General features: G+C 66.0%; 17 protein-coding genes. 10 read left to right on the top strand and 7 right to left on the bottom strand.

The window, feature by feature from the left end; all coding sequences use genetic code 11:
- Positions 1-69: 69 nt before the first annotated feature.
- The 6 genes from hemA (at position 70) to JVX91_RS28780 (ending at position 5,451) form a co-directional block, all read left to right on the top strand.
- Positions 70-1,338, top strand: a complete 1,269-nt coding sequence (hemA, locus tag JVX91_RS28805; protein ID WP_205337420.1) for a glutamyl-tRNA reductase — start codon at positions 70-72, stop codon at positions 1,336-1,338.
- Positions 1,335-2,417, top strand: coding sequence for a peptide chain release factor 1 (gene prfA / locus JVX91_RS28800; protein WP_205337419.1), 1,083 nt, complete (start codon positions 1,335-1,337; stop codon positions 2,415-2,417). The genes hemA and prfA overlap by 4 nt, the downstream gene beginning before the upstream one ends.
- Positions 2,418-2,447: 30 nt before the next feature.
- Complete coding sequence (prmC, locus tag JVX91_RS28795) at positions 2,448-3,278, top strand: peptide chain release factor N(5)-glutamine methyltransferase (RefSeq protein ID WP_205337418.1); 831 nt, start codon at positions 2,448-2,450, stop codon at positions 3,276-3,278.
- Positions 3,272-4,027, top strand: coding sequence for a molybdopterin-synthase adenylyltransferase MoeB (locus JVX91_RS28790; protein WP_205337417.1), 756 nt, complete (start codon positions 3,272-3,274; stop codon positions 4,025-4,027). Before prmC ends, JVX91_RS28790 begins: the two co-directional genes overlap by 7 nt.
- Positions 4,020-4,814 carry a glutamate racemase gene (murI, locus tag JVX91_RS28785; protein WP_205337416.1) on the top strand — a complete coding sequence of 265 codons (795 nt, stop codon included), beginning with the start codon at positions 4,020-4,022 and terminating at the stop codon, positions 4,812-4,814. Before JVX91_RS28790 ends, murI begins: the two co-directional genes overlap by 8 nt.
- Positions 4,815-4,929: 115 nt before the next feature.
- A complete protein-coding gene (locus tag JVX91_RS28780) occupies positions 4,930-5,451 on the top strand; it encodes an acyloxyacyl hydrolase (protein ID WP_205337415.1) in 522 nt (173 codons plus the stop codon).
- Positions 5,452-5,650: 199 nt separating this feature from the next.
- Here the strand turns inward: JVX91_RS28780 and phrB are convergent, their stop codons facing one another.
- The 4 genes from phrB to JVX91_RS28760 all read right to left on the bottom strand — a co-directional run bounded on the left by phrB (position 5,651) and on the right by JVX91_RS28760 (position 10,161).
- Complete coding sequence (gene phrB, locus JVX91_RS28775; RefSeq protein WP_205337414.1) at positions 5,651-7,078, bottom strand: deoxyribodipyrimidine photo-lyase; 1,428 nt, start codon at positions 7,076-7,078, stop codon at positions 5,651-5,653.
- A complete protein-coding gene (locus tag JVX91_RS28770) occupies positions 7,075-8,025 on the bottom strand; it encodes a MerR family transcriptional regulator (RefSeq protein ID WP_205337413.1) in 951 nt (316 codons plus the stop codon). Before JVX91_RS28770 ends, phrB begins: the two co-directional genes overlap by 4 nt.
- Before the next feature lie 18 nt (positions 8,026-8,043).
- A complete protein-coding gene (locus tag JVX91_RS28765) occupies positions 8,044-9,018 on the bottom strand; it encodes a DUF523 and DUF1722 domain-containing protein (protein WP_240201678.1) in 975 nt (324 codons plus the stop codon).
- Positions 9,019-9,177: 159 nt separating this feature from the next.
- Positions 9,178-10,161, bottom strand: coding sequence for an NAD(P)/FAD-dependent oxidoreductase (locus JVX91_RS28760; protein ID WP_205337412.1), 984 nt, complete (start codon positions 10,159-10,161; stop codon positions 9,178-9,180).
- A gap of 274 nt (positions 10,162-10,435) precedes the next feature.
- On the opposite strand from JVX91_RS28760, the gene JVX91_RS28755 reads away from it, so the two are divergent.
- The 4 genes from JVX91_RS28755 (at position 10,436) to JVX91_RS28740 (ending at position 15,832) form a co-directional block, all read left to right on the top strand.
- Positions 10,436-11,341: a TIGR01777 family oxidoreductase gene (locus JVX91_RS28755; protein WP_205337411.1), complete on the top strand. Its 906-nt coding sequence runs from the start codon at positions 10,436-10,438 to the stop codon at positions 11,339-11,341.
- A 111-nt stretch (positions 11,342-11,452) separates the two neighbouring features.
- Positions 11,453-12,475 carry a ferrochelatase gene (hemH, locus tag JVX91_RS28750; RefSeq protein WP_205337410.1) on the top strand — a complete coding sequence of 341 codons (1,023 nt, stop codon included), beginning with the start codon at positions 11,453-11,455 and terminating at the stop codon, positions 12,473-12,475.
- A 748-nt stretch (positions 12,476-13,223) separates the two neighbouring features.
- Positions 13,224-14,588 (top strand): MFS transporter, encoded by a 1,365-nt coding sequence (locus JVX91_RS28745; RefSeq protein WP_205337409.1) that lies wholly within the window; start codon positions 13,224-13,226, stop codon positions 14,586-14,588.
- Positions 14,589-14,710: 122 nt separating this feature from the next.
- Entirely contained in the window at positions 14,711-15,832 is a 1,122-nt protein-coding gene (locus JVX91_RS28740) for a WG repeat-containing protein (RefSeq protein ID WP_205337408.1), read from the top strand.
- 166 nt (positions 15,833-15,998) lie between these two features.
- On the opposite strand, the gene JVX91_RS28735 is transcribed toward JVX91_RS28740, so the two are convergent.
- The 3 genes from JVX91_RS28735 to JVX91_RS28725 all read right to left on the bottom strand — a co-directional run bounded on the left by JVX91_RS28735 (position 15,999) and on the right by JVX91_RS28725 (position 22,285).
- Positions 15,999-19,055 (bottom strand): multidrug efflux RND transporter permease subunit, encoded by a 3,057-nt coding sequence (locus JVX91_RS28735; protein ID WP_205337407.1) that lies wholly within the window; start codon positions 19,053-19,055, stop codon positions 15,999-16,001.
- A gap of 197 nt (positions 19,056-19,252) precedes the next feature.
- A complete protein-coding gene (locus tag JVX91_RS28730; RefSeq protein WP_205337406.1) occupies positions 19,253-20,371 on the bottom strand; it encodes an efflux RND transporter periplasmic adaptor subunit in 1,119 nt (372 codons plus the stop codon).
- A gap of 288 nt (positions 20,372-20,659) precedes the next feature.
- Positions 20,660-22,285, bottom strand: coding sequence for a methyl-accepting chemotaxis protein (locus JVX91_RS28725; RefSeq protein ID WP_205337405.1), 1,626 nt, complete (start codon positions 22,283-22,285; stop codon positions 20,660-20,662).
- Positions 22,286-22,290 lie beyond the last annotated feature (5 nt).

Below are 22,290 nucleotides of genomic sequence, written 5' to 3'. Positions count from 1 at the left end.
GCGGGTGGTTGTCCTTCACAAGGCTAAGTAGGACAATTGCGGGCTTTCCGATCAGCTCAGCGATTCTGCATGGCCTTCATTGCTCTAGGCATCAACCACAAGACCGCGTCCGTGGCCGTTCGCGAGCGCGTGGCTTTTACTCCTGAGCAGATGGTCGAGGCCCTGCAGTTGCTCTGTCGGCTGACCTCCAGCCGCGAAGCTGCGATCCTCTCCACCTGCAACCGCAGCGAACTCTACCTGGAGATCGAGCACCCCGACGCCGGCGATGTGCTGGCCTGGCTGGCCGATTACCACAACCTGGGTATCGATGATCTGCGCGCCTGCGCCTATGTCCACCAGGACGAGGACGCCGTGCGCCACATGATGCGTGTCGCCGCCGGCCTGGACTCCATGGTGCTGGGCGAGCCGCAGATTCTCGGGCAGATGAAGTCCGCCTACGCCGTCGCCCGCGAGGCCGGCACTGTCGGGCCGATGCTGGGCCGGCTGTTCCAGGCGACCTTCAGCACCGCCAAGACCGTGCGCACCGACACCGCCATCGGCGAGAACCCGGTCTCCGTGGCGTTCGCCGCGGTGAGCCTGGCCCGGCAGATCTTCAGCGACCTGAGCCGCAGCCAGGCACTGCTGATCGGCGCCGGCGAGACCATCACGCTGGTCGCCCGCCACCTGCATGAGCAGGGCGTGAAACGCATCGTGGTCGCCAACCGTACCCTGGAGCGCGCCAGCGTCCTGGCCGAGCAGTTCGGCGCCCGCGCCATCCTGCTGGCGGACATGCCGGACGAGCTGGTCAACAGCGACATCGTCATCAGTTCCACCGCCAGCCAACTGCCTATCCTCGGCAAGGGCGCGGTGGAGCGTGCACTGAAGCAGCGCCGGCACAAGCCGATGTTCATGGTCGACATCGCCGTCCCGCGCGACATCGAGCCGGAAGTCGGCGAGCTGGAAGACGTCTACCTCTATAGCGTCGATGACCTCCACGAAGTGGTCGCCGAGAACCTCAAGAGCCGCCAGGGTGCCGCCCAGGCCGCCGAGGAACTGGTTGGCGATGGCGTCGTCGAGTTCATGCAGCGCCTGCGCGAGCTGGCCGCCGTCGATGTATTGCGCGCCTATCGCCAGCAGGCCGAACGCCTGCGCGACGAGGAAACCCAGAAGGCCCAGCGCCTGCTGGCTAACGGCGCCGATCCGATGGAAGTCATCGCTCAGCTCAGCCGTGGCCTGACCAACAAGTTGCTGCACGCCCCCAGCGTGCAGATGAAGAAACTCTCCGCCGAGGGCCGCATCGATGCGCTGGCCGTCGCGCAGGAACTGTTCGCCCTCGAGGAGGGCACTGACAAGCGATGAAAGCTTCCCTCCTGAAAAAGCTGGACATCCTCAGCGATCGCTTCGAGGAGCTCACCGCTCTGCTGGGCGACGCCGAGGTCATCAGCGACCAGACCAAGTTCCGCGCGTACTCTCGTGAATACGCCGAGGTAGAGCCGGTGATCCTCGCCTTCCGCGAGTTCCGCAAGGTGCAGTCGGACCTTGAGGGCGCCCAGGCGCTGCTCAAGGACAGCGACCCGGACCTGCGTGAGATGGCCGAGGAGGAAGTGGCCGAGGCCAAGTCCGCGCTGGTCGGCCTGGAGGATCGCCTGCAGCGCATGCTGCTGCCCAAGGACCCCAACGACAGCCGCAACGTCTTCCTGGAAGTCCGTGCCGGTACCGGCGGCGACGAGGCTGCGATCTTCTCCGGCGACCTGTTCCGCATGTACTCGCGCTACGCCGAGAAGCAGGGCTGGCGCGTGGAGATCATGTCCGAGAACGAGGGCGAGCACGGCGGCTATAAAGAGGTGATTGCCCGCGTCGAGGGCGAGAACGTCTACGCCAAGCTCAAGTTCGAATCCGGCGCGCACCGCGTGCAGCGTGTGCCGGCCACCGAATCCCAGGGCCGCATCCACACCTCCGCGTGCACCGTGGCAGTGTTGCCAGAGCCGGACGAACAGGCGGCCATCGAGATCAACCCGGCTGACCTGCGCGTGGACACCTACCGCTCCTCCGGCGCCGGCGGCCAGCACGTGAACAAGACCGACTCGGCGGTGCGCATCACGCACATTCCGTCGGGCATCGTGGTCGAGTGCCAGGAAGAGCGCTCGCAGCACAAGAACCGCGCCAAGGCCATGGCCTGGCTCGCCGCCAAGCTCAACGACCAGCAACAGGCGGCGGCCCAGCAGGCGATCGCCAGCACGCGCAAGCTGCTGGTCGGTTCGGGTGATCGCTCCGAGCGCATCCGCACCTACAATTTCCCCCAGGGGCGCGTCACCGATCACCGCATCAACCTGACCCTGTATTCCCTGGGCGAAGTGATGGAAGGCGCGGTGGAGCAGGTGATCGAGCCGCTGCTGCAAGAGTTCCAGGCCGACCAGCTGGCCGCACTTGGTGATTGAGAGAGCGGGCCACTGAGAGAGCGACAGACCATGGCAACCATCATGACCCTGCTCAACGAGGCGCAACTGCCGGACTCGCCCAGCGCGCGCCTGGACGCCGAGCTGCTGCTCGCCGCCGCCCTGGGCAAACCGCGCAGCTTCCTGCGCACCTGGCCCGAGCGCGTGGTCAGCCGCGAGGCTCACGACCTCTACGAGCGTTATCTCGCCCGCCGCGTGGCCGGCGAACCGGTGGCCTATATCCTCGGTCGCCAGGGCTTCTGGAGCCTGGACCTGGAAGTCGCGTCGCACACCCTGATCCCGCGCCCGGACACCGAGCTGTTGGTGGAAACCGCCCTCGAGCTGCTGCCCGCCTCGCCGTCCCGCGTGCTCGACCTGGGCACCGGCACTGGCGCCATTGCCCTCGCGCTGGGCTGCGAGCGTCTGAGCTGGCAGGTCCTGGGTGTGGACCGTATTCCTGAAGCCGTGGCCCTGGCCGAGCGCAACCGCGAGCGCCTGCGTCTGGCCAATGTCGCCTTCCAGACCAGTCACTGGTTCTCCACGCTGGGCGGCGAGCGTTTCTCGCTGATCGTCAGCAATCCGCCGTACATTCCCAGCACCGACCCGCATCTCCAGCAGGGTGATGTGCGTTTCGAGCCATCCAGCGCGCTGGTCTCCGGCCACGACGGGCTGGACGATATCCGCATGATCATCGACCAGGCGCCGAACCATCTGGAGAACGGCGGCTGGCTGATGCTCGAGCACGGCTTCGACCAGCCGGACGCCGTGCGCGACCTGCTGCTCGGCCGTGGCTTCACTGCCGTGGAAAGCCGCCGCGACCTGGGCGGCCACGAGCGCATCAGCCTGGGGCGCTGGACATGCTGAGCGATAGCGAACTGCTGCGTTACAGCCGGCAGATCCTGCTGCCGCAGATCGACGTGGATGGGCAACTGCGCCTGAAGGACAGCCGCGTGCTGATCGTCGGCCTGGGCGGTCTCGGAGCTCCGGTGGCGCTGTACCTCGCGGCGGCCGGCGTCGGTGAGCTGCACCTGGCCGATTTCGACACGGTTGACCTGACCAACCTGCAGCGGCAGATCATCCATGACACCGACAGCGTGGGCGTGAGCAAGGTGGATTCCGCCATTGCCCGACTCACTGCGATCAACCCGGACGTGAAGCTGGTCGCCCACCGTCATGCGCTGGACGCCGATTCCCTCGATGCCGCCGTTGCCGCCGTCGATCTGGTGCTGGATTGCTGCGACAACTTCGGTACCCGCGAGGCGGTGAACGCTGCCTGCGTCGCGGCGAAGAAGCCGCTGGTGAGCGGCGCCGCCATCCGCCTGGAAGGGCAGCTTTCGGTGTTCGACCCGCGTCGCGAGGAAAGCCCCTGCTACCACTGTCTCTACGGCCATGGCAGCGAGGCGGAACTGACCTGCAGCGAAGCCGGCGTGGTCGGTCCGTTGGTGGGCCTGGTGGGCAGCCTGCAGGCGCTGGAGGCGCTGAAGCTGTTGGCCGGTTTCGGCGAGCCGCTGGTGGGTCGCCTGCTGCTGATCGACGCGCTGGGCTCGCGCTTCCGCGAGCTGCGGGTCAAGCGCGATCCGCAGTGCGCCGTGTGCGGAGCCGCGCATGGCTGACGCCGCGCCGATCGGCGTGTTCGACTCCGGTGTGGGCGGCCTCAGCGTTCTCCACGAAATCCGCGCGCGGCTTCCCCACGAATCCCTGATCTACCTCGCCGACTGCGGCCACGTGCCCTACGGCGAGAAGACCCCCGAATACATCCGCGCGCGCTGCCGCGCCATTGCCGAGTTCCTCCTGGCCCGTGGTGCCAAGGCGCTGGTGCTGGCGTGCAACACGGCCACCGCTGCGGCGGCTGCCGATCTGCGCGAGCTGTATCCACAGTTGCCCATCGTGGCGATGGAGCCGGCGGTGAAGCCCGCCGCCGAGGCGACCCGCAGCGGCGTCGTCGGCGTGCTCGCCACTACCGGCACCCTGAAGAGTGCGCGATTCGCGGCGCTGCTGGATCGTTTCGCCAGCGATGTGCGGGTAATCACCCAGCCGTGTCCCGGGTTGGTGGAGCGCATCGAGCTGGGCGATCTGAATGGACCGCAGACTCGTGAACTACTGCAAGGTTACCTCGCACCCTTGTTGGCGGAGGGCTGCGACACCTTGATCCTGGGCTGCACCCACTATCCTTTCCTGCGCCCACTGCTGCGCGAGCTGGTGCCGGAGGACGTATCACTGGTCGATACCGGTGCCGCCGTAGCCCGCCAGCTAGAGCGGGTTCTGCAGTCCCGGGGAATGCTGGCCGAAGGCCGCGCAAAAAAAATTGAGCTATGGACGAGCGGTGCAGTCGAAGATTTTGAACGTGTCTTACCTGTGCTCTGGGGAACTGACGAACCTGTCAATTTGTTCTCCGGCTGATGGAAAAATAGCTAGCTACCTACTTTGGTCTGTCAGTAAATACTGACAAATGGCCTTATAATTGCCAGCTATTCGCGGGGATTTTTCATTCAGCTTTCTACTTAAGGATGTTTCGATGAAGAAACTGCTCTCGCTTGCCACTGTGGCAGCTCTGACTCTCGGACACATGGTCTCTTCGCAGGCTGCAAGCCTGACCGGCGCTGTCGGTTTCACCGGGCAGAACGACATGACCTACCGACTGGGCCTGGGTTTCGACTGGGACAAGAGTTGGTGGGAAACTTCGACGGGCCGCCTGACCGGATACTGGGACGCCGGCTACACCTACTGGGAAGGTGGTGACCGCGCCAGCGGGCGTCATTCGCTGTCGTTCTCCCCGGTGTTCGTCTACGAGTTCTCCGGTGAAAAGGTCAAACCTTTCATCGAGGCCGGTATCGGCGTTGCAGTGTTCAGCGGCTCGGAAGTGGGCGACCAGGACCTGGGCGGCGCTTTCAACTTCGAAGATCGTCTGGGCGTGGGCCTGAGGTTCAACCAGGGCCAGGCCATTGGCATTCGTGCCATGCACTATTCCAACGCCGGCATCAGCCAGCCGAACGACGGTATCGAGTCCTACAGCCTCTATTACACGCATCCGCTGTAACAGATCGCTGACAAAGAGCCGGGCCTTGCGCCCGGCTTTTTTGTGCGCGCCGCCCTGCGGATGCGTTTCCTGCCAGGTCACGCATGCAGGCTATTCGTAGGAGCGGATCTCATCCGCGATCCGGCCGCAGGCCGGTCAGGATCTTGCACCGCTATCGCGGTGATCGCGGAGAAGCTCCGCTCCTACGGGAAGCGCCGTCTCAGCGCCCGATGGTGAGGTTCTTGAAGGCTTCCAGCGCTCGTTCGCGGGTGGCGGACAGGTCGCACATCGGTTGTGGATAACCCTCCGCGCCGAACAGCCCGAGCTTCGATGGATCGTGCACCGCGCGCCCTTCGACTCCTGCCAGTTCAGGTACCCAGCGGCGGATGAAACGTCCGTCCGGGTCGAAGCGCTCGGACTGGGAAACCGGGTTGAAGATGCGGAAGTACGGCGCCGCATCGGTACCGGTGGAGGCGCTCCATTGCCAGCCGCCATTGTTCGCCGCCAGGTCGCCGTCGATCAGGTGGCGCATGAACCAGCGCTCACCTTCGCGCCAGTCGATCAGCAGGTTCTTGGTGAGGAACATCGCCACCACCATCCGCAGGCGGTTGTGCATCCAGCCGGTGGCGAGCAACTGACGCATGGCGGCGTCGATGATCGGGAAGCCAGTGCGGCCCTGTTGCCAGGCCGCCAGGTCGCTCTTGTCGTGGCGCCACTTCAGCCGCTCGGTGTCTTCGCGGAAGGCACGATGCCGGCTCACTCGCGGAAAGCCGACGAGGATGTGCTTGTAGAACTCACGCCAGAGCAGCTCGTTGATCCAGCTGACCGCGCCGCTGTTGCCGGTCTCGAATTCGCCATGGTTGTTCGCCAGTGCCGCGTGCAGGCATTGCCGGGAGGACAGCACGCCAGCGGCAAGGTAGGGCGAGAGGCGGCTGGTGCCGTCGCGGGCGGGCAGGTCGCGGGTTTCCTGGTAGGTCTTGAGGATTTCGTCGACGAACAGCTCCACCCGCTCGTGGGCGGCCTCCTCGCCGGCGGGCCACTCCTCGCGCAATGCAGGGGCGGGCGTGTCGAAACCCTCGACCTGTCGTGGTATCTCGTCGCTGCGGATGTCCAGTTTCGCCTGAGCGCGGGGCGTCGGCAGCAGACTGGGCACGCCGAGGTTCAGGCGTTCGTAGCAGACCTTGCGGAACTGGCTGTACACCTGGAAATAGGTGCCGCCCTTGGTGAGGATGGTGCCCGGCGTGAAGAACAACTGGTCGAGGTGGTTGCGCAAGCGCACACCGCATTGGTCCAGGGCTTTCTCAACGGCGGCATCGCGGGTGGCCTCGTTGACGCCATATTCCTCATTGACGTGCACCGTCTCGATGTCCAGTTGGCCGCAGAGGGTGGCGATGGCGCTCGCCGCGTCGCTCCAGTGGTCCACGGTGCGGATCAGCAAGGGAATGTTCAGCGCGTCCAGCCCGGCGCGCAGCTCCTGCAGGTTGCGCAGCCAGAAGTCGACCTTGCTGGCCGCATCGTCGTGCTGCCGCCACTGGCCGGGGCTGAGCAGGTAGAGAGCGATCACCGGGCCGCGTTCGGCGGCGGCGTGGAGGGCGCTGTTGTCGCGCAGACGCAGGTCGGTGCGCAGCCACACCAGGTTCCGCTTCATGGCGCCTCCCCGTTCAGCAGGCGCAGTTCACCCAGGCGCTCGAAGGCGTCCAGCGGGTCGCGTGCGAGGTGCAGCGGCGGTTCTGCCAGGGCGAGTTCTGCCAGCTCGGCGGGATGGATGCAGGTGGCGGGGCCGGCGAGCAGCACGGGGCAGGCAATGCCGGTGAGCAGGCGGGGCAGCAGGGGCAGGTTCAGCGCGTGGCTGGCATAGAGAACCAGGCCGCGCGGTTGAACGCGCTCCACGGCCAGGGCCAGTTCGCCCGGTGGTAGCGGCCAGTCGAGGATTTCCAGCGGGCAGCCGGCGCTGCTGGCGAGCCAGGCGGTAAGCCACAGGCCCGGTTCCAGCGGCAGGTCGGACTGGTTCACCAGCAGCAACGGGGCGCCGCGCTGCTGGCGGTTGTGGTGGTAGAGGCGGGTGCCGAACTTGGTGCGCAGCCAGGTGTGGAAGAACACGCGCTCCAGTTGTGCGCCGAACTGGCCCTGCCAGCGCCGCTCCAGGTCGTCCAGCAGCGGTAGCATCAGCTGCCCGCACAGGGTTTGCGCCGGGTAGATCGCCAGGGCGCCGTTGAACAGTTCGTCCAGCTGGCGCTCGTTGATCCGGGCGATGGCGGCAATGCACTGCTGGCGCAAGTCGTCCCAGGGCGACGCGGTGTTTTCCACGGGCAGCGGCGCGTCTTCGTCGAGTAACGTGCGGATCTTGCTCACCGCCACGCCTCGTCCCAGCCAGGTGAGGATGGCCTGGATGCGCGCGATCTGCGCTTCGGAGTAGAGGCGATGGCCCTTGGGCGTGCGTTGCGGCACGACCAGGCCATAGCGACGTTCCCAGGCGCGCAGGGTGACCGGGTTGACCCCGGTGCGCCGGGAGACGTCGCGGATCGGCAGCCAGCCATCGGCCAGCGCCTGACGATAATCGTCGTCCGATTCGCGGTGAGGATGGTCGGGATTCATGAGATTCCTGTCGGTACGTCAGATGGCATTGCGCAGGCTCAGGTCTTCGGGATGCGGTTGCAGATAGGCCTGGGCGTCGATGTAGGGATGCGGGTGCAGGCGGAAGTGATGTTTGAGCAGCGTCAGCGGCACCACCAGCGGGATCACGCCGTCGCGGTACTGGTCGATCAGCCGCTGCATCTCGGCCTTCTCCGTCGCGGGCAGGTCGTGCTTGAGGTAGCCGGCCAGGTGCTGCAGCACGTTGCTGTGCGTACCGCGCGTGGCGCAGGTGCCCAGCGCCTGCATGAAGTCGCGGAAATAGTCACCGGCGAATGGCTCCAGCGGGTGCTCGGCGATCTTCGCCAGGCGCTGGCCGAGGGCGCTGTACTGGCGCGGGTTGTGGGCCATCAGCTGGTACTTGTAGCGCGAATGGAAGGCGATCACTCCATGGCGCGTGAGTCCCTCGGCGCAGAGTGCTTGCCAGGCGGTGTAGGCGAACACACGGGTGAGGAAGTTCTCGCGGATCACCGGATCGTTGAGCCGGCCTTCCTCTTCCACCGGCAGTTCCGGGCGCGCGGCGCAGAAGGTTTCCGCATACAGCCCGCGCACGCCCGGCGGGCGCAGTTGGCCGTCGAGGCGATAGAGCTTGACCCGCTGCAGACCGCAGGAGGGCGATTGCTGCATGAAGATGTAGCCGCAGATGTCCTGCAGCAGCTCGGCCTGCTTGCGGCCGAAGTCGTGAAGCGCCTCGCTGACGTCGCGACCACCTTCGCGCTGGATCAGCGCTCGCGGATCGTCGTGGCCGCCCACCAGGCGCAGCGTGGGACGTGGAACACCCAGGCCGATGGCAACCTCCGGGCAGATCGGGATGAACTCGAAATGCCGGCTCAGCACGTCCAGGCACAGGCGCGAGGCCTTGTGCCCGCCGTTGTAGCGCACCGGCTCGCCCAGCAGGCAGGCGCTGATGCCGAGCGTGGGACGAGAGGTGGTGGGCATGGCGATTACCGAGTTCATGTGCCGAATTCATGGTCCAATGATGTTGTACAGGAGTTATTGGCTTGTACAAGTATTGGCAAGAATAGGCGTTGCCTTGTACAAGTGCAAAGGCTTGTACAGGTCCGCAGGCGGTAAAGCGGGGCAGGGCGCCCTCTCCGCACGGAGAGGGCGGGGCACTCAGAGGTGTTCGAGCAGTCGGCGGGCGGCTTCCAGGCCGCTCAGCCAGGCGCCTTCCACGCGACCGGAGAGGCACCAGTCACCGCAGGCATAGATGCCCAGGTCGGCGTCGGCGAGGGCGCCGAACTGGTGGGCTTCCATCGGCCGCGCGTAGAGCCAGCGGTGGGCGAGGGCGAAGTCCGGGGCGTGCACGGCGCAGCCGATCAGTTCGGCGAAGGCGCCGCGCAGGTGTTCGATCACGCTTTCCTTGGGCAGGTCGATGTGCTGCTTGCTCCAGCCGCTGGCGGCGTGCAGCACCCAGGTGTCCAGCTGTTCGTCGCGGCCTGGCTTGGAGTGATTGCTGGCCAGCCAGGACAGCGGCCCTTCATGTACGAAGCAGCCTTGCACCGGCGTATCCAGTGGCTCGCGGAAGGCCAGCGCGACCGCCCAGGTTGGCTCCATCGGAATGCTTGCGGCGGCGGCGGCCAGCTTCGGCGCGCTGGCCAGCAGGGCGGCGGCCTGGGGCGCGGGCGTCGCCACCAGCACGCGGCTGAATGGGCCGTGGGTCTGGCCCTCGGAGTCCTGCAGGTGCCAGTGTTCTTCACCGCGGTAGACCTCGGTGATGCGGCAGGTGAAGGTCACCACCTGGTCCTGCAGCAGTGCGCGGGTGATCGCGCTCATCCTCGGGGTTCCGACCCAGCGTGGCTGCTCGTCCGGGGACGGGCTCAATTCGCCGTCGCGATACTGGTAGAGGGCCGGGTCCCACTCGGCGACCCAGCCGTGCTCGCGCCATTTCTGGATGGCATCGAGAAAGCGTCGATCGCGTGCGGTGAAGTACTGCGCGCCGAGATCGAGGGCACCGGCCTCGCTGCGCTTGCTGGCCATTCGACCGCCGCTGCCGTGGCCCTTGTCGAACAGCTGGACGACCTGTCCGGCGTCGCGCAGGGCGTGGGCGGCCGAGAGTCCGGCGATACCGGTGCCAATGATGGCAATGGGGGCGCTCATGACGTGCCTCGCAAAGTGTGTTCTTTCAGCGTAACGAGCGGGATCTTCTTGTACAAATGAAATGATCTGTACAATTGCGTTGATGATAAGCGCGCTCGTCAACGATAGAGTTCGATCATCGGAACCTTCCGCGCTGCATCGGTTCATTCAGGAATGAACGCAGCTCCGGTCCCGGCATTTACAGCGTAGACCCTTGCCGGAGTGGAGAGTGAATGCAAGCGCCGTTCCCTCGTCCAGACTGATGGAAGGTGGAACATCGCAAAAGGAGTTCGCCATGCACATTTTGCTGACCGGCGGGACCGGTCTGATCGGCCGCCGTCTCTGCCGCCAGTGGCTCGCCGAAGGGCACCAACTCACGGTGCTGAGCCGCCAGCCGCAGCGCGTTGCCAGCCTCTGTGGCGAGCAGGTGCGCGCCATCGCCGATTTCGAGGCTTATGGAGACGGACCGCTGGACGCGGTGGTCAACCTGGCCGGTGAGCCCATTGCCGACAAGCCCTGGAGTGCGCGGCGCAAGGCGCTGCTGTGGGATAGCCGGGTGCGCCTGACCGAGCGCCTGGTCGCCTGGCTGGAAAGCCGCAGCCAACGCCCGGCGGTACTGATCAATGGCTCCGCGGTGGGCTGGTACGGCGATGCCGGCGAACGCCCGCTGGAGGAGGGCAGTGCGGCGGCCGGCGAGGATTTCGCCAGCGAGCTGTGCCTGGCCTGGGAGCAGATCGCCCGCGAGGCCGAGGCTTTTGGGGTGCGCGTGGTGCTGGTGCGCACCGGTCTGGTGCTGGCGCCCGAGGGCGGATTCCTCAAGCTCATGCTGCCGCCGTTCCGCATGGGAATGGGCGGACGCCTGGGCGATGGACGCCAATGGATGTCGTGGATCCATATCGAAGACCAGATCGCCCTGATCGATTTTCTTTTGCGCAAGGCCGACGCCGAGGGTCCTTATAATGCGTGCGCGCCGCAGCCAGCACGCAACCGCGATTTCACCCAGGCACTGGGCCAGGCGCTGCACCGGCCGACGTTGATGCACGTGCCGGGTTTCGCCCTGCGCATGCTGCTGGGGGAGATGTCCGGCCTGCTGTTGGGTGGCCAGCGCGTGGTGCCGCGGCGCCTGCTGGATGCCGGCTTCAGTTTCCGCTTCGAGGAGTTGACGGATGCCCTGGCCGATGTGCTGCGCGAGCCCCGCTGAACCCCTGCGACATCGGCGACAGCCCCTGATCCGCTCTTGAGAGAGCGGGCTGCGTGTAAACTGCGCAGCCCGCACGACGACCCCGAACCGTACCTTTTCCAAGGACACTGCATGACCCAAAAAGCCCTCCTGCTGGTCAACCTGGGATCGCCGGCCTCCACCCAGGTCGAGGACGTGCGCCGCTACCTCGACCAGTTCCTCATGGACCCTTACGTGATCGACCTGCCCTGGCCGATCCGCCGGCTGCTGGTGTCGCTGGTGCTGCGCAAGCGCCCGGAGGAATCCGCCCACGCCTATGCGTCGATCTGGTGGGATGAGGGTTCGCCGCTGGTCGTGCTGAGCCGCCGCCTGCAGGAGGCTATCCGGCCGTACTGGCCACATGGCCCGGTGGAGCTGGGCATGCGCTATGGCGAGCCGTCCATCGAGGGCGCGCTGCTGCGCCTGAGCCAGCAGGGCATCACCCAGGTGACCTTCGCGCCGCTCTATCCGCAATTCGCCGACAGCACTACGACCACTGCCATCGAGGAGGCGCGTCGGGTGATGCGCGAGCATGGCCTCACGCTGGATCTGAAGGTGCTGCCGCCGTTCTTCGCCGAGCCCGAGTACCGGCAGGCGCTGGTGGAGAGTGTGAAGCCGTATCTGGAACAGCCTTACGACCACCTGCTGCTGAGCTTCCACGGCTTGCCCGAGTCGCACATCCGCAAGCTGGTGAAGGACAAGGGGCATGACCTCACGGCCAGCTCCAGCCGTGGCGTGCGCGATGAGGTGTTGGCGGTCTGTTACCGCAGCCAGTGCCTGCGCACGGCGGAGGATTTCGCCGCGGGCGCGGGCCTGGAGGATGGCCGCTGGTCGGTGTCCTTCCAGTCGCGCCTGGGCCGCAACAAGTGGATCGAACCCTACACCGAGGCGCAGTTGGACAAGCTGGGCAAGCAGGGCGTGAAGCGCTTGTTGGTGATGTGCCCGGCGTTCGTCGCCGACTGTATCGAGACGCTGGAGGAAATCGGCCAGCGGGGGAACGAACAGTTCCGTGCGGCGGGCGGGGAAGAGCTGGTGCTGGTGCCTTGCCTGAACGACCAGGAGCTGTGGGCGCGGGCATTGGCCAAGTTGTGCGAGCGGATGCCGCAGGCGATCTGAGCTGGATCGGCGCTCGGGCCTCCCCTCACCCCAGCCCTCTCCCGGAGGGAGAGGGGGCGGATCGTGCCGGCTGACACCGCAGCTTCATCCTGCGTGATTGATCTCTGAGTGCGGTTCGCCGCCCTCACCCCAGCCCTCTCCCGGAGGGAGAGGGGGCGGATCGTGCGGGCTGATACTTCAGCTTCATCCTGCGTGATCGATCTTGGGGTGCGGTTCACCACCCTCACCCCAGCCCTCTCCCGGAGGGAGAGGGGGCGGATCGTGCGGGCTGATACTTCAGCTTCATCCTGCGTGATCGATCTTGGGTGCGGTTCGCCACCCTCACCCCAGCCTTCTCCCGGAGGGAGAGGGGGCTGATTGTGCGGGCTGAGACCATAGCGTCATCCTGCGTGATCGATCTTGGGGTGCGGTTCGCCACCCTCACCCCAGCCCTCTCCCGGAGGGAGAGGGGGCTGATTGTGCCGGCTGACGCCATGGCTCCACCCTGCGCCGAACGGTCCCCTCTCCCTCTGGGAGAGGGTTAGGGTGAGGGGCGCCGGTACGTCCGGCGAACACCTCGCGTACAGCCCGCTCCAACTCCTGCTTCCCGCAAAACCCTCCAGCCAGTCCCTGACCGCCCATTCATCAGCCAACGGTCGCCGCGCGCATTCAGAGACCTGATAGTGCGCGCGCGACGGATTCGCAATGCCTACTCTGCGGGTTCTCCCCTTCGCCTTCGCCGCGATTGGCGGCGTCTCAGGAGCCCGGCATGAACAACAACAATAACGGCTACCCCTCCAGTGCCGTGGCCTGGTCCACGGTTGCGATCCTCATGGTCGCCTACGTGCTTTCCTTCATCGACCGGCAGATCCTCAACCTGCTGGTCGGCCCGATCCGTCGCGACCTGGAGATCAGCGACACTCAGATGAGCCTGCTCATGGGCCTGTCCTTCGCGCTGTTCTACACCCTCTGCGGCATCCCGCTCGGACGCATGGCCGACAGCCGCAGCCGGCGCGGGCTGATCACCGTCGGCGTGTTGATCTGGAGCGCCATGACCGCGGCCTGCGGCCTGGCCCGGCAGTACTGGCACTTCCTTCTGTTCCGCGTCGGTGTCGGCGTAGGCGAGGCGGCGCTGTCGCCGGCGGCCTATTCGCTGATCGCCGACAGCTTCCCGGCCCAGCGCCGTGCCACCGCCATCAGCGTGTATTCCATGGGCATCTACCTGGGGTCGGGCCTGGCCTTCCTGCTTGGCGGGCTGGTGATCAAGTTCGCTTCCGCCCAGGGCGACGTGCACCTGCCGATCCTCGGCGAAGTGCGTCCCTGGCAACTGATCTTCCTGATCCTCGGCGCCGCCGGCGTGCTGTTCACCCTGCTCATGCTCGCGGTGAAGGAGCCGACCCGTCGCGGCGTCGGCGCCGGCGTGGTGGTGCCGATGAGCGAAGTCGGCGCCTATCTGCGCGCTAATCGCAAGACGGTGCTCTGCCACAACTTCGGCTTCGCCTGCATCTCCTTCGCCAGCTACGGCAGCGGCGCCTGGGTGCCGACCTTCTTCGTCCGCACCTACGGCTGGGATGCCGGCCATGTGGGCGTGGTGTACGGCAGCATCGTCGCCGTGTTCGGTTGCCTGGGCATCGTCTGCGGTGGCCGCCTGGCCGACTATTGGTCCAAACGCGGGCGCACCGATGCCAACATGCGCGTGGGCCTGCTGGCCGCCTGCCTGGCGATTCCGCTGAGCCTGGTCTATCCGCTGCTGGACAGCGGCAACGCCGCCGCCGCGATGATGGCGCCCATCGTCTTCTTCCTCAGCATGCCCTTCGGCGTCGCCCCGGCGGCCATCCAGGAAATCATGCCCAACTCCATGCGCGGGCAGGCCTCGGCCATCTACCTGTTCGTGGTCACGCTGCTGGGCCTGGGCGTCGGCCCGACCGCCATCGCCCTGGTGACCGACTACGTCTTTGCCGACGACATGGCGCTGCGCTACTCGCTGCTGATCGTCAGCGTGGTGGCGCTGCTGGCTGGCGCCATACTGCTCGCCAATGGCCTCAAGCCTTACCGCGCGAGCCTGGAGCATCTGAAGAGCTGGAGCCTGAAGGGGGAGAGTTCGAGCGGCGCCATGCAGCGTCAGCCGGCCTGATTGCCAGTCCGTGAAACACCGAGCCCCCGCGCAGCGATGCGCGGGGGCTTTTGTTTGGGCGATGCGGGCGAAGGCGGTGGCACAATGCGCCAGGCAACGGATTGGAGCGGAGGCCCGAGAGCATGGATGAGAAACGCATTCGCCACTGGCTGATCGCCCTCGGCGCGCTGGTGCTGGCTGCGCCTGGATGGGCCGCGGACGAGTCCTGGATCGCCTTCAGCGAAAACGACCTGATCGGTTTCAAGGACGCGCAGGGCAGGGTGAAGATCGCGCCGACGCTCAGCCCGATGTTCACACTGGCACGGCGCTTCGACCGCATCATCGCCACCGGCGAAGAGACGGCCAGCGGCTACCGCACTTATCACCTGCTCCGCGACGGCCGCCAGGTCGCGGCGGATTCGCTCTACTTTTTCGACAATGCCCCCATCTGCGAGAGCGAGGACAGCATCCGATTCCGCGACCGTGCGCGCGACATGGTCGGCTTCCTCGATGGCAATGGCCAGGTAGTGATTCCCGCACGATTGAACGACGCCACCGCGATGCGCAATGGCATGGCGGTGGCGCTCGTAGGCGCGACCCGCAGTTGCGCCGACCCAGGTGTGAACCTGCAGCAATGCGAGCACAAGGGCTGGAAGGGCGGCACCGAACTGCTGATCGACCGCCACGGCTCGACATTGGTCGAAGGTTTCGATGCGGCGCGCGCCGATGCGCTGGACTGGTTCTCCCTGGAGACCAGCGCCCAGCCATCGAGCGACCCGCGCCGCGTGTCCTTCAAGGGTGTCGATGGGCGCTACTACAGCTTCGTCGACATCGAGAAGGACTTCGCCGCCTGGTTCCGGGATAGGTTTCTACCGCACCTCGATGATGCGTCGCTGAAAGCGAACAGCCTGGGACAGGTCTGGACCGGACAGGGCAGTGAACCACTGGATGACTGGAAGGCAGCCACCGTGGCCGACATGCTGCGCCAGCACGGCCCCGCACTGCGCAAGCGGTTGGAAGCCCTGCGGGCCTCCGGCGGCTACGGCGTACGCCAGGATGATATGGGCTGGCCGTTCGACCCCGAGCGTGACCCGCAATACTTCGACAACTGCGGCGAATTCGCGGCGTGGAAGACGCCGAAAATGTCGGTCATGGAGCATTGGGAGCAGGGTTCTTTCGAGCCGGACAAGCACGCCAGCTTCGACTTCATCCGTACCGCCGAGGGATATCGGCTGGTGGCGTTTTCCCTTCCGACGAACGACTGATACGCGGACTTTTGTAGGAGCGGACCTTGTCCGCGTTGGCTTCCGGCGCGAGGAGGACCTATCGCGGACGGAGTCCGCTCCTACGCAGGTTTTACATCGGCATTCACGGGTAGGGGCGGATTCCGCCGCGCCATAAAAAAGCCCCGCAGGTGCGGGGCTTTTTCGTTCAGTGCGCCGTTGCCGGTGCGTGGTCTTCGGCAGGCTTCTTGTCCGGCTTGGCCAGCAGCGTATACACGCAAGGCAACACGAACAGGGTGAACAGCGTACCGACGCTCATGCCGGTGGCGATCACCACGCCGATGTCGAAGCGGCTGACCGCGCCGGCACCGGTGGCGAACAGCAGCGGCGTCACGCCCAACACCATCGCCGCGGTGGTCATCAGCACCGGGCGCAGGCGGATCGCCGCCGCTTCCTCGACCGCCTCGCGCACCGACAGGCCGCGCTCGTGGCGCAACTGGTTGGCGAACTCGACGATGAGGATGCCGTGCTTGCTGATCAATCCGATCAGCGTCACCAGCCCCACCTGGGTGTAGATGTTCAGGCTCGACAGGCCGAGGAACAGCGGAATCAGCGCGCCGCAGATCGACAGCGGCACCGTGACCATGATCACCAGCGGATCGCGGAAGCTCTCGAACTGCGCCGCCAGCACCAGGAAGATCACCGCCAGCGCCAGGGCGAAGGTGATCATCAGCGCACTGCCTTCCTGCACGAACTGCCGCGAGGCGCCGGCGTAATCGAACGAGAAGCCGCGCGGCGATTCCTCTTCGGCGATGCCGCGCACCGTCTCGATGGCCTCGCCCATGCTGACCATCGGCACACCGGAGATGATCGCCGAGTTGAGCTGCTGGAACTGGTTGAGCTGGCGCGGGCGCGCTCGCTCGTGGAAGGTCACCAGGGTGGACAGCGAGATCAGCTGGCCGCTCTGGCTCTTCACGTAGTAGTTGTTCAGCCAGCTCGGGTTGTCGCGGTAGGCGCGCTCGACCTGGGCGATCACCTTGTAGCTGCGCCCGTCGATGGTGAAGCGGTTGATCTCGCCTTCGCCCAGCAGCGCGCCCAGGGACACGCCCAGATCCTGCATGGTGACGCCCATCTGCGCAGCCTTGGCGCGGTCGATGTCGACTACCAGTTCGGGCTTGTCGAAGGCCAGGTCGAGGTCGAGGAAGGCGAACTTGCCCGACTCTTCGGCGCGCTTCTTCACCCGCTCGGCGACCTGCAGCAGGGACTGGTAGTCGCTGGCGGTGTTGATCACGAACTGGAAGGGCAGACCCTCGCCGGTGCCCGGCAGCGACGGCAGGTTGAAGCCGAAGATCTGCAGGCCGGGAATCTTGTCCAGCTCGCCCTGCACCGCATGGAGCAACTCCATCTGGCTGCGATCGCGCTCGTCCCAGGGCTTGAGCAGCATGCCGCCGATGCCGGTCTGCACGCCGTTGTAGCCATTGATCTGGAACGCCGAATAGTACTCGGGGAACTTGCGGAAGATGCCCTCGAACTCCGCCGTGTACTTCGACAGGTAGTCCAGGTTCGCCGTCTGCGGCGCGTTGGCCATGATGAAGACGATGCCCTGGTCTTCCTCCGGCGCCAGTTCCTTGTGGGTGAACATCAGCAGCAGCGGGATGATCGCCAGCACCAGCAGGGCGAACACGATCACCACCGGACGGCTGTTCAGCGTGCCGTGGAGCATGCGCTGGTAACGCCGCTTGAGTCCCTCGAAGATCAGGTCCAGGCGATGGGCAAGACCGCTGGGGTTTTCCTCGTGGCGCAGCAGGCGCGAGCACATCATTGGCGACAGGGTCAGCGCGACGATGCCGGAGATGATCACCGCGCCGGCCAGGGTGAAGGCGAACTCCTTGAACAGCGCACCGGTCAGGCCGCTGAGGAAGCCGATGGGCGCGTACACCGCGGCCAGGGTGATGGTCATGGTCACCACCGGCACGGCGATCTCCCGCGCGCCTTCGATGGCGCCCTGGAACGGCGACTTGCCCTCCTCGATATGGCGGTGGATGTTCTCCACCACCACGATGGCATCGTCCACCACCAGGCCGATGGCGAGCACCATGGCCAGCAGCGTCAGCAGGTTGATCGAGTAGCCCATCATCTGCATGAAGAACAGCACGCCGATCATCGACAGCGGGATGGTCACCACCGGGATGATCACCGAGCGGAATGCGCCGAGGAACAGGAAGACCACCACGATGACGATCAGGATCGCCTCGGCCAGGGTCTTCACCACCTCGTCGATGGAGGCCTGGATGAAACGCGTGGCGTCGTAGGCGATGGACACCTGCAGCCCTGGCGGCAGCTGTTCTTCCAGCTCCGGCATCTTGGCGCGGACTTCCTTGATCACGTCCAGCGGGTTGGAGCTGGGGGTGCCCTTGATGCCGATGTACACGGAAGGGATGCCATTGAACGAGCTGACCGCGTCATAGCTCGCCGCACCCAGTTCGATGCGCGCCACGTCGCCCATCAGCACGCGGCGGTCGCCCGCGGTCTTCAGCGGGATGGCGGCGAAGGCCTCCGGGGACTTCAGGTCGGTGGTGGCATTCACCGAGGTGACCACCATCTCGCCCTTCACCTCGCCGGCAGCGGAGAGGAAGTTGTACTCGCGCACCGCGCTGGCCACGTCGCCGGCGGTGATGCCGTAGGCGGCCATCTTCACCGGGTCGAGCCACAGGCGCATGGCGAACACCTGGTTACCGAGGATTTCGGCCTCGGAGATGCCCGGCAGGGTGGCAAGCTTGGGCTGGATCACGCGGGACAGGTAGTCGGTGATCTGCGGGTTGCTCATCTGCTCGCTGAAGAAGCTGATGTACATCAGCGCCGAGGCGTCGGCCGCTTCCTTGTCGAGGATCGGGTCCTCGGCGTCCGGCGGCAGCTGGGTCTTCACCTCGCCGATCTTCGACAGCAGTTCGGTGACCAGGCGATCAGTGTTGGCGCCGATGTGCGCGTAGATCGAGATCACCGAGTAGTTCTGCCGGCTCACCGAGGTCATGTAGTCGATGCCTTCGGCGCTGGCGAGACTCTGCTGCAGCGGCTGGGTGATGTAGCCCTGGATGGTTTCGGCGTTGGCGCCGGCATAGAAGGTGGTGACGGTGATCAGCGCGTTTTCCATCTGCGGATATTCGCGGATCACCAGCTTGCTGAAGGCCTGCATGCCGAGCAGGACGATCAGCAGGCTGACCACGGTCGCCAGCACGGGGCGACGGATGAATGGATCGGTAAACATGCTCTCAATCCTTTGTGTTCGGATTTGCTGCGCGTCGCCCATGCGGCGTTGGAGCGGAACGTCGAAATGCTCATTGGCTATGGCCAACTCCGCTTTCGCCGTCCCCCTCCGCCTTGCCTGGCTCTAGCTCGCGAAATCCGGGGCGGAGCGGTTGTCTCTGGTTACCTCCGCCCAAAGGCGAAGGCACTGTTGTGCGATTACTGCGGGTCCTTGACGATGGCCACGGCGGTGCCGTTGTCCAGCTTGAGCTGGCCGGAGGTCACCACCTGCTCGCCGGGCTTCAGGCCCTCGAGGATCACCACGCTGCCTTCGCGGCGTTCGCCGGTCTTCACGAAGCGGCGTTCGACTTCCAGCTTCGGCGCGTCACCGGCCTTGGCCTCTTCGGCTTTTTCGCCGTCCTTGGGCTTGTGCGGCACCACCACGTACACCGAGTTGCCGTACAGGGTGAAGGCCACGGCGGTCTCCGGGACGACCACGCGCGGCGCGCTGTCGGGCAATTGCACTTCCAGGTTGGCGAACATGCCCGGCAGCAGCTTGCCGTCGGGGTTGGCCAGGCTGGCGCGGACCAGCAGGTTGCGCGTCTGGTTGTCCACGCGCGGGCTGATGGCGTCGATCTGTGCCTCGAAGCTCTGGCCCGGATAGGCCGCCACGCGCACTACGACTTTCTGCCCGCGCTTGAGCAGCGGGAAATCCTGCTCGGGCAGGAAGAAGTCCACCTGCAGGGTGGAAAGGTCCTGCAGGGTGACGATCTCGGTGCCGGGGGAAACGTAGTCGCCGACGTCCACCTGGCGGATGCCGATGGTGCCGGAGAAGGGGGCGAGGATGCGCTTCTTCGCCAGGCTCGCGCGCAGTTGCGCGACGGTGGCGATGGAGCGGTTCAGTTGCGCGGCGAGGCGGTCGTACTCGCTCTTGGAGATCGCACCACGATCGATCAGGCTGCGGCCGCGCTCATACTCAACCTGGGCCAGCCCAAGGTCCGCTTCGGCGGTGCGCAGGGTGGCCTGCTCGACGTCGGATTCCAGCTGCACGACGGGCTGGCCGGCATTGACCTTCTCGCCGGAAACGAACTGCACGGCACTTACCGTGCCGGAGACTTCGGCGGTCAGGGTCACGCCCTGGATCGCCCGCAGGGTGCCGATGGCGGGCAGGCGGCTTTGCCAGTCGCGTTGTTCGGCCAGGGTCGCGTTCACGCTCACCGGCGGGCGCGGTGCCGAGAACATGGCGATCTGTTTGGTGATAGAGAGGTATTTCGAGCCGGCGAGCACCGCAACGATGACGGCAACTACGCCCAGCATGATCAGCATGCGGCGCAACATCTTCCTGTTCCTTGGTACGTGCCTGGCAGCAATCGGCCGCGATCCGCTCGCCCGGTTTTCACTGGACGGCCTTCCGTTCGCGTAGATGTCGATCAGGCTCTGAAGCCGATACGGGGACGCCCCATTGCGGGGCGAATTGCGCACCTTATTCCTGAATCGACGGCGAGTCAAAGGGCCGCGTTTACAAGACGTTTCCCGCAGGATTTGAAGGGATTACGAGAAATAGGCGCTGAATCGGTGCGGCAGTAAATACCGGAGGAGGGGCCACTTCCGTGTGGCCGAAGCAGGTCAGGCGCTGAGCTTGCGGGTGACCTCGGCGATTTCGCCGGAAAGACCGTGCAGGTGGCGGCTGGCGCCCTGGGTGCGCACCACGTTTTCCTCGTTGGTGGCGCCGATGGCGGTGATCTCGGTGAGGTTGCGCGAGATGTCCTCGGCGACCGAGGTCTGTTCCTCGGCGGCGGTGGCGATCTGGCGGTTCATGTCGCGGATCGCTTCCACGGCGAGGGTGATGCTGCGCAGCACTTCGCCGGCCTGGGTGACGCGCTCCACGCCCTGCTCGCTGCGGGTCTGGCCGTTCTCGATGGCGCGCAGGGCGTTCACCGAGCCGGTCTGCACGGTGTCGATGATCTGGTGGATCTCGGCGGTGGACTCGGCGGTGCGTTGAGCCAGGGTGCGGACCTCGTCGGCGACCACGGCGAAACCACGGCCGGCTTCGCCGGCGCGGGCGGCCTCGATGGCGGCGTTGAGCGCCAGCAGGTTGGTCTGGTCGGCGATGCCGCGGATCACTTCGAGCACCTTGCCGATGCGCCCGCTGTCGCTTTCCAGGCGGCGGATCACTTCGGCAGTGTTGGCGATCTCGTTGCTCATCTCGGTGATGGTGACGATGGTGGTCTTCATCACCTCGCCGCCCTGTTGCGCATGTTGGTCGGCGTCGTCGGCGGCGCGGGCGGCGTCCGAGGCATGGCGGGCGACTTCCTGCGCGGTGGCGGACATCTCGTGCATCGCCGTGGCCACCTGGTCGGTGCGCGAGAACTGCTCGCGGGTGCCTTCGGCCATCAGCGTGGCGATGGCGTTCAGCTCGCCGCTGGCGGTGTCCAGTTCGGTGGTGCTGTGCTTGAGGCGGGTGAAGGTCTCGGCCAGGAAGTCGCGCAGGGTATTGGCGGCGCGGGCCAGGCGGCCCAGTTCGTCGCGACGCGTGGCGTCGACGCGCTCGCCGAAGTTGCCTTCGCTGAGCTGGGCGATGTGCTCGATCAGGCGGGCGATCGGGCCGATCAGGTTGCGGTTGACCAGCCACAGGCTGAGCAGGCCCAGGGCGAGGCCGGAGATCAACAGGATCAGGCTGCCGCTGATGACGGTGCTGCTGGCGTTGGCGGAGATCGCCTGGGACTGCTCATGGGCTTCGCGATGCAAGCCGTCCACCAGGGCGGCCATCTGCTCGCTGGCGGCGCGGTCGATGCCTTTCACGGCGGCGTCACCGGCGCGCGGGTCGCTGCCGGCGGCGAGGTAGGCGTCGCGGCCCTTGCGATAGGCCTGGCCGAGCTGGCGGTGCTCGTCGCGCAGGCGGGTCACCTGGGCCTTGAGCTGCGGCTCGTCGCCGGCGTTCTGCTCCAGGCGACCGAGGATGTCCTGTACGGCGCGCTCCTGGTCCTCGAACTGGCCCCAGTACTTGTTCAGGTCGGCGGGCTGCTGGCCGCGCAGCAGGACGTTCTTCCACTCCTGCACCTGGACCTTGAAGGCGAGGTTGGCCTGGTCGACCAGTTGTGAGGATTGCAGCGGGCCGTCGAGCAGGCGCTGGTAGGCGCCGACGCTGCCGGAGAGGAAGTGGAAGCAGGCAAGGGCGATCAGCAGCACGAGCAGCAGGCTGCCGCCCAGCAGCGAAAGGATCTGGGTACGCAAGGAAGTGTTGGGGGACATCGGGT

The sequence above is a fragment of the Pseudomonas sp. PDNC002 genome, assembly GCF_016919445.1.
Classification (GTDB): Bacteria; Pseudomonadota; Gammaproteobacteria; order Pseudomonadales; family Pseudomonadaceae; genus Pseudomonas.
This window is presented reverse-complemented; position numbering and strand designations above follow the sequence as displayed.

Bases quoted from the DNA above. Each gene is read 5' to 3' on its own strand.
- prfA (WP_205337419.1), top strand. From the start codon at position 1,335: ATGAAAGCTTCCCTCCTGAAAAAGCTGGACATCCTCAGCGATCGCTTC.
- JVX91_RS28725 (WP_205337405.1), bottom strand. From the start codon at position 22,285: ATGTCCCCCAACACTTCCTTGCGTACCCAGATCCTTTCGCTGCTGGGC.
- JVX91_RS28740 (WP_205337408.1), top strand. From the start codon at position 14,711: ATGGATGAGAAACGCATTCGCCACTGGCTGATCGCCCTCGGCGCGCTG.
- JVX91_RS28735 (WP_205337407.1), bottom strand. From the start codon at position 19,055: ATGTTTACCGATCCATTCATCCGTCGCCCCGTGCTGGCGACCGTGGTC.
- JVX91_RS28780 (WP_205337415.1), top strand. From the start codon at position 4,930: ATGAAGAAACTGCTCTCGCTTGCCACTGTGGCAGCTCTGACTCTCGGA.
- JVX91_RS28755 (WP_205337411.1), top strand. From the start codon at position 10,436: ATGCACATTTTGCTGACCGGCGGGACCGGTCTGATCGGCCGCCGTCTC.
- JVX91_RS28770 (WP_205337413.1), bottom strand. From the start codon at position 8,025: ATGAATCCCGACCATCCTCACCGCGAATCGGACGACGATTATCGTCAG.
- JVX91_RS28760 (WP_205337412.1), bottom strand. From the start codon at position 10,161: ATGAGCGCCCCCATTGCCATCATTGGCACCGGTATCGCCGGACTCTCG.
- JVX91_RS28730 (WP_205337406.1), bottom strand. From the start codon at position 20,371: ATGTTGCGCCGCATGCTGATCATGCTGGGCGTAGTTGCCGTCATCGTT.
- murI (WP_205337416.1), top strand. From the start codon at position 4,020: ATGGCTGACGCCGCGCCGATCGGCGTGTTCGACTCCGGTGTGGGCGGC.
- hemA (WP_205337420.1), top strand. From the start codon at position 70: ATGGCCTTCATTGCTCTAGGCATCAACCACAAGACCGCGTCCGTGGCC.
- JVX91_RS28765 (WP_240201678.1), bottom strand. From the start codon at position 9,018: ATGAACTCGGTAATCGCCATGCCCACCACCTCTCGTCCCACGCTCGGC.
- hemH (WP_205337410.1), top strand. From the start codon at position 11,453: ATGACCCAAAAAGCCCTCCTGCTGGTCAACCTGGGATCGCCGGCCTCC.
- prmC (WP_205337418.1), top strand. From the start codon at position 2,448: ATGGCAACCATCATGACCCTGCTCAACGAGGCGCAACTGCCGGACTCG.
- JVX91_RS28790 (WP_205337417.1), top strand. From the start codon at position 3,272: ATGCTGAGCGATAGCGAACTGCTGCGTTACAGCCGGCAGATCCTGCTG.
- phrB (WP_205337414.1), bottom strand. From the start codon at position 7,078: ATGAAGCGGAACCTGGTGTGGCTGCGCACCGACCTGCGTCTGCGCGAC.
- JVX91_RS28745 (WP_205337409.1), top strand. From the start codon at position 13,224: ATGAACAACAACAATAACGGCTACCCCTCCAGTGCCGTGGCCTGGTCC.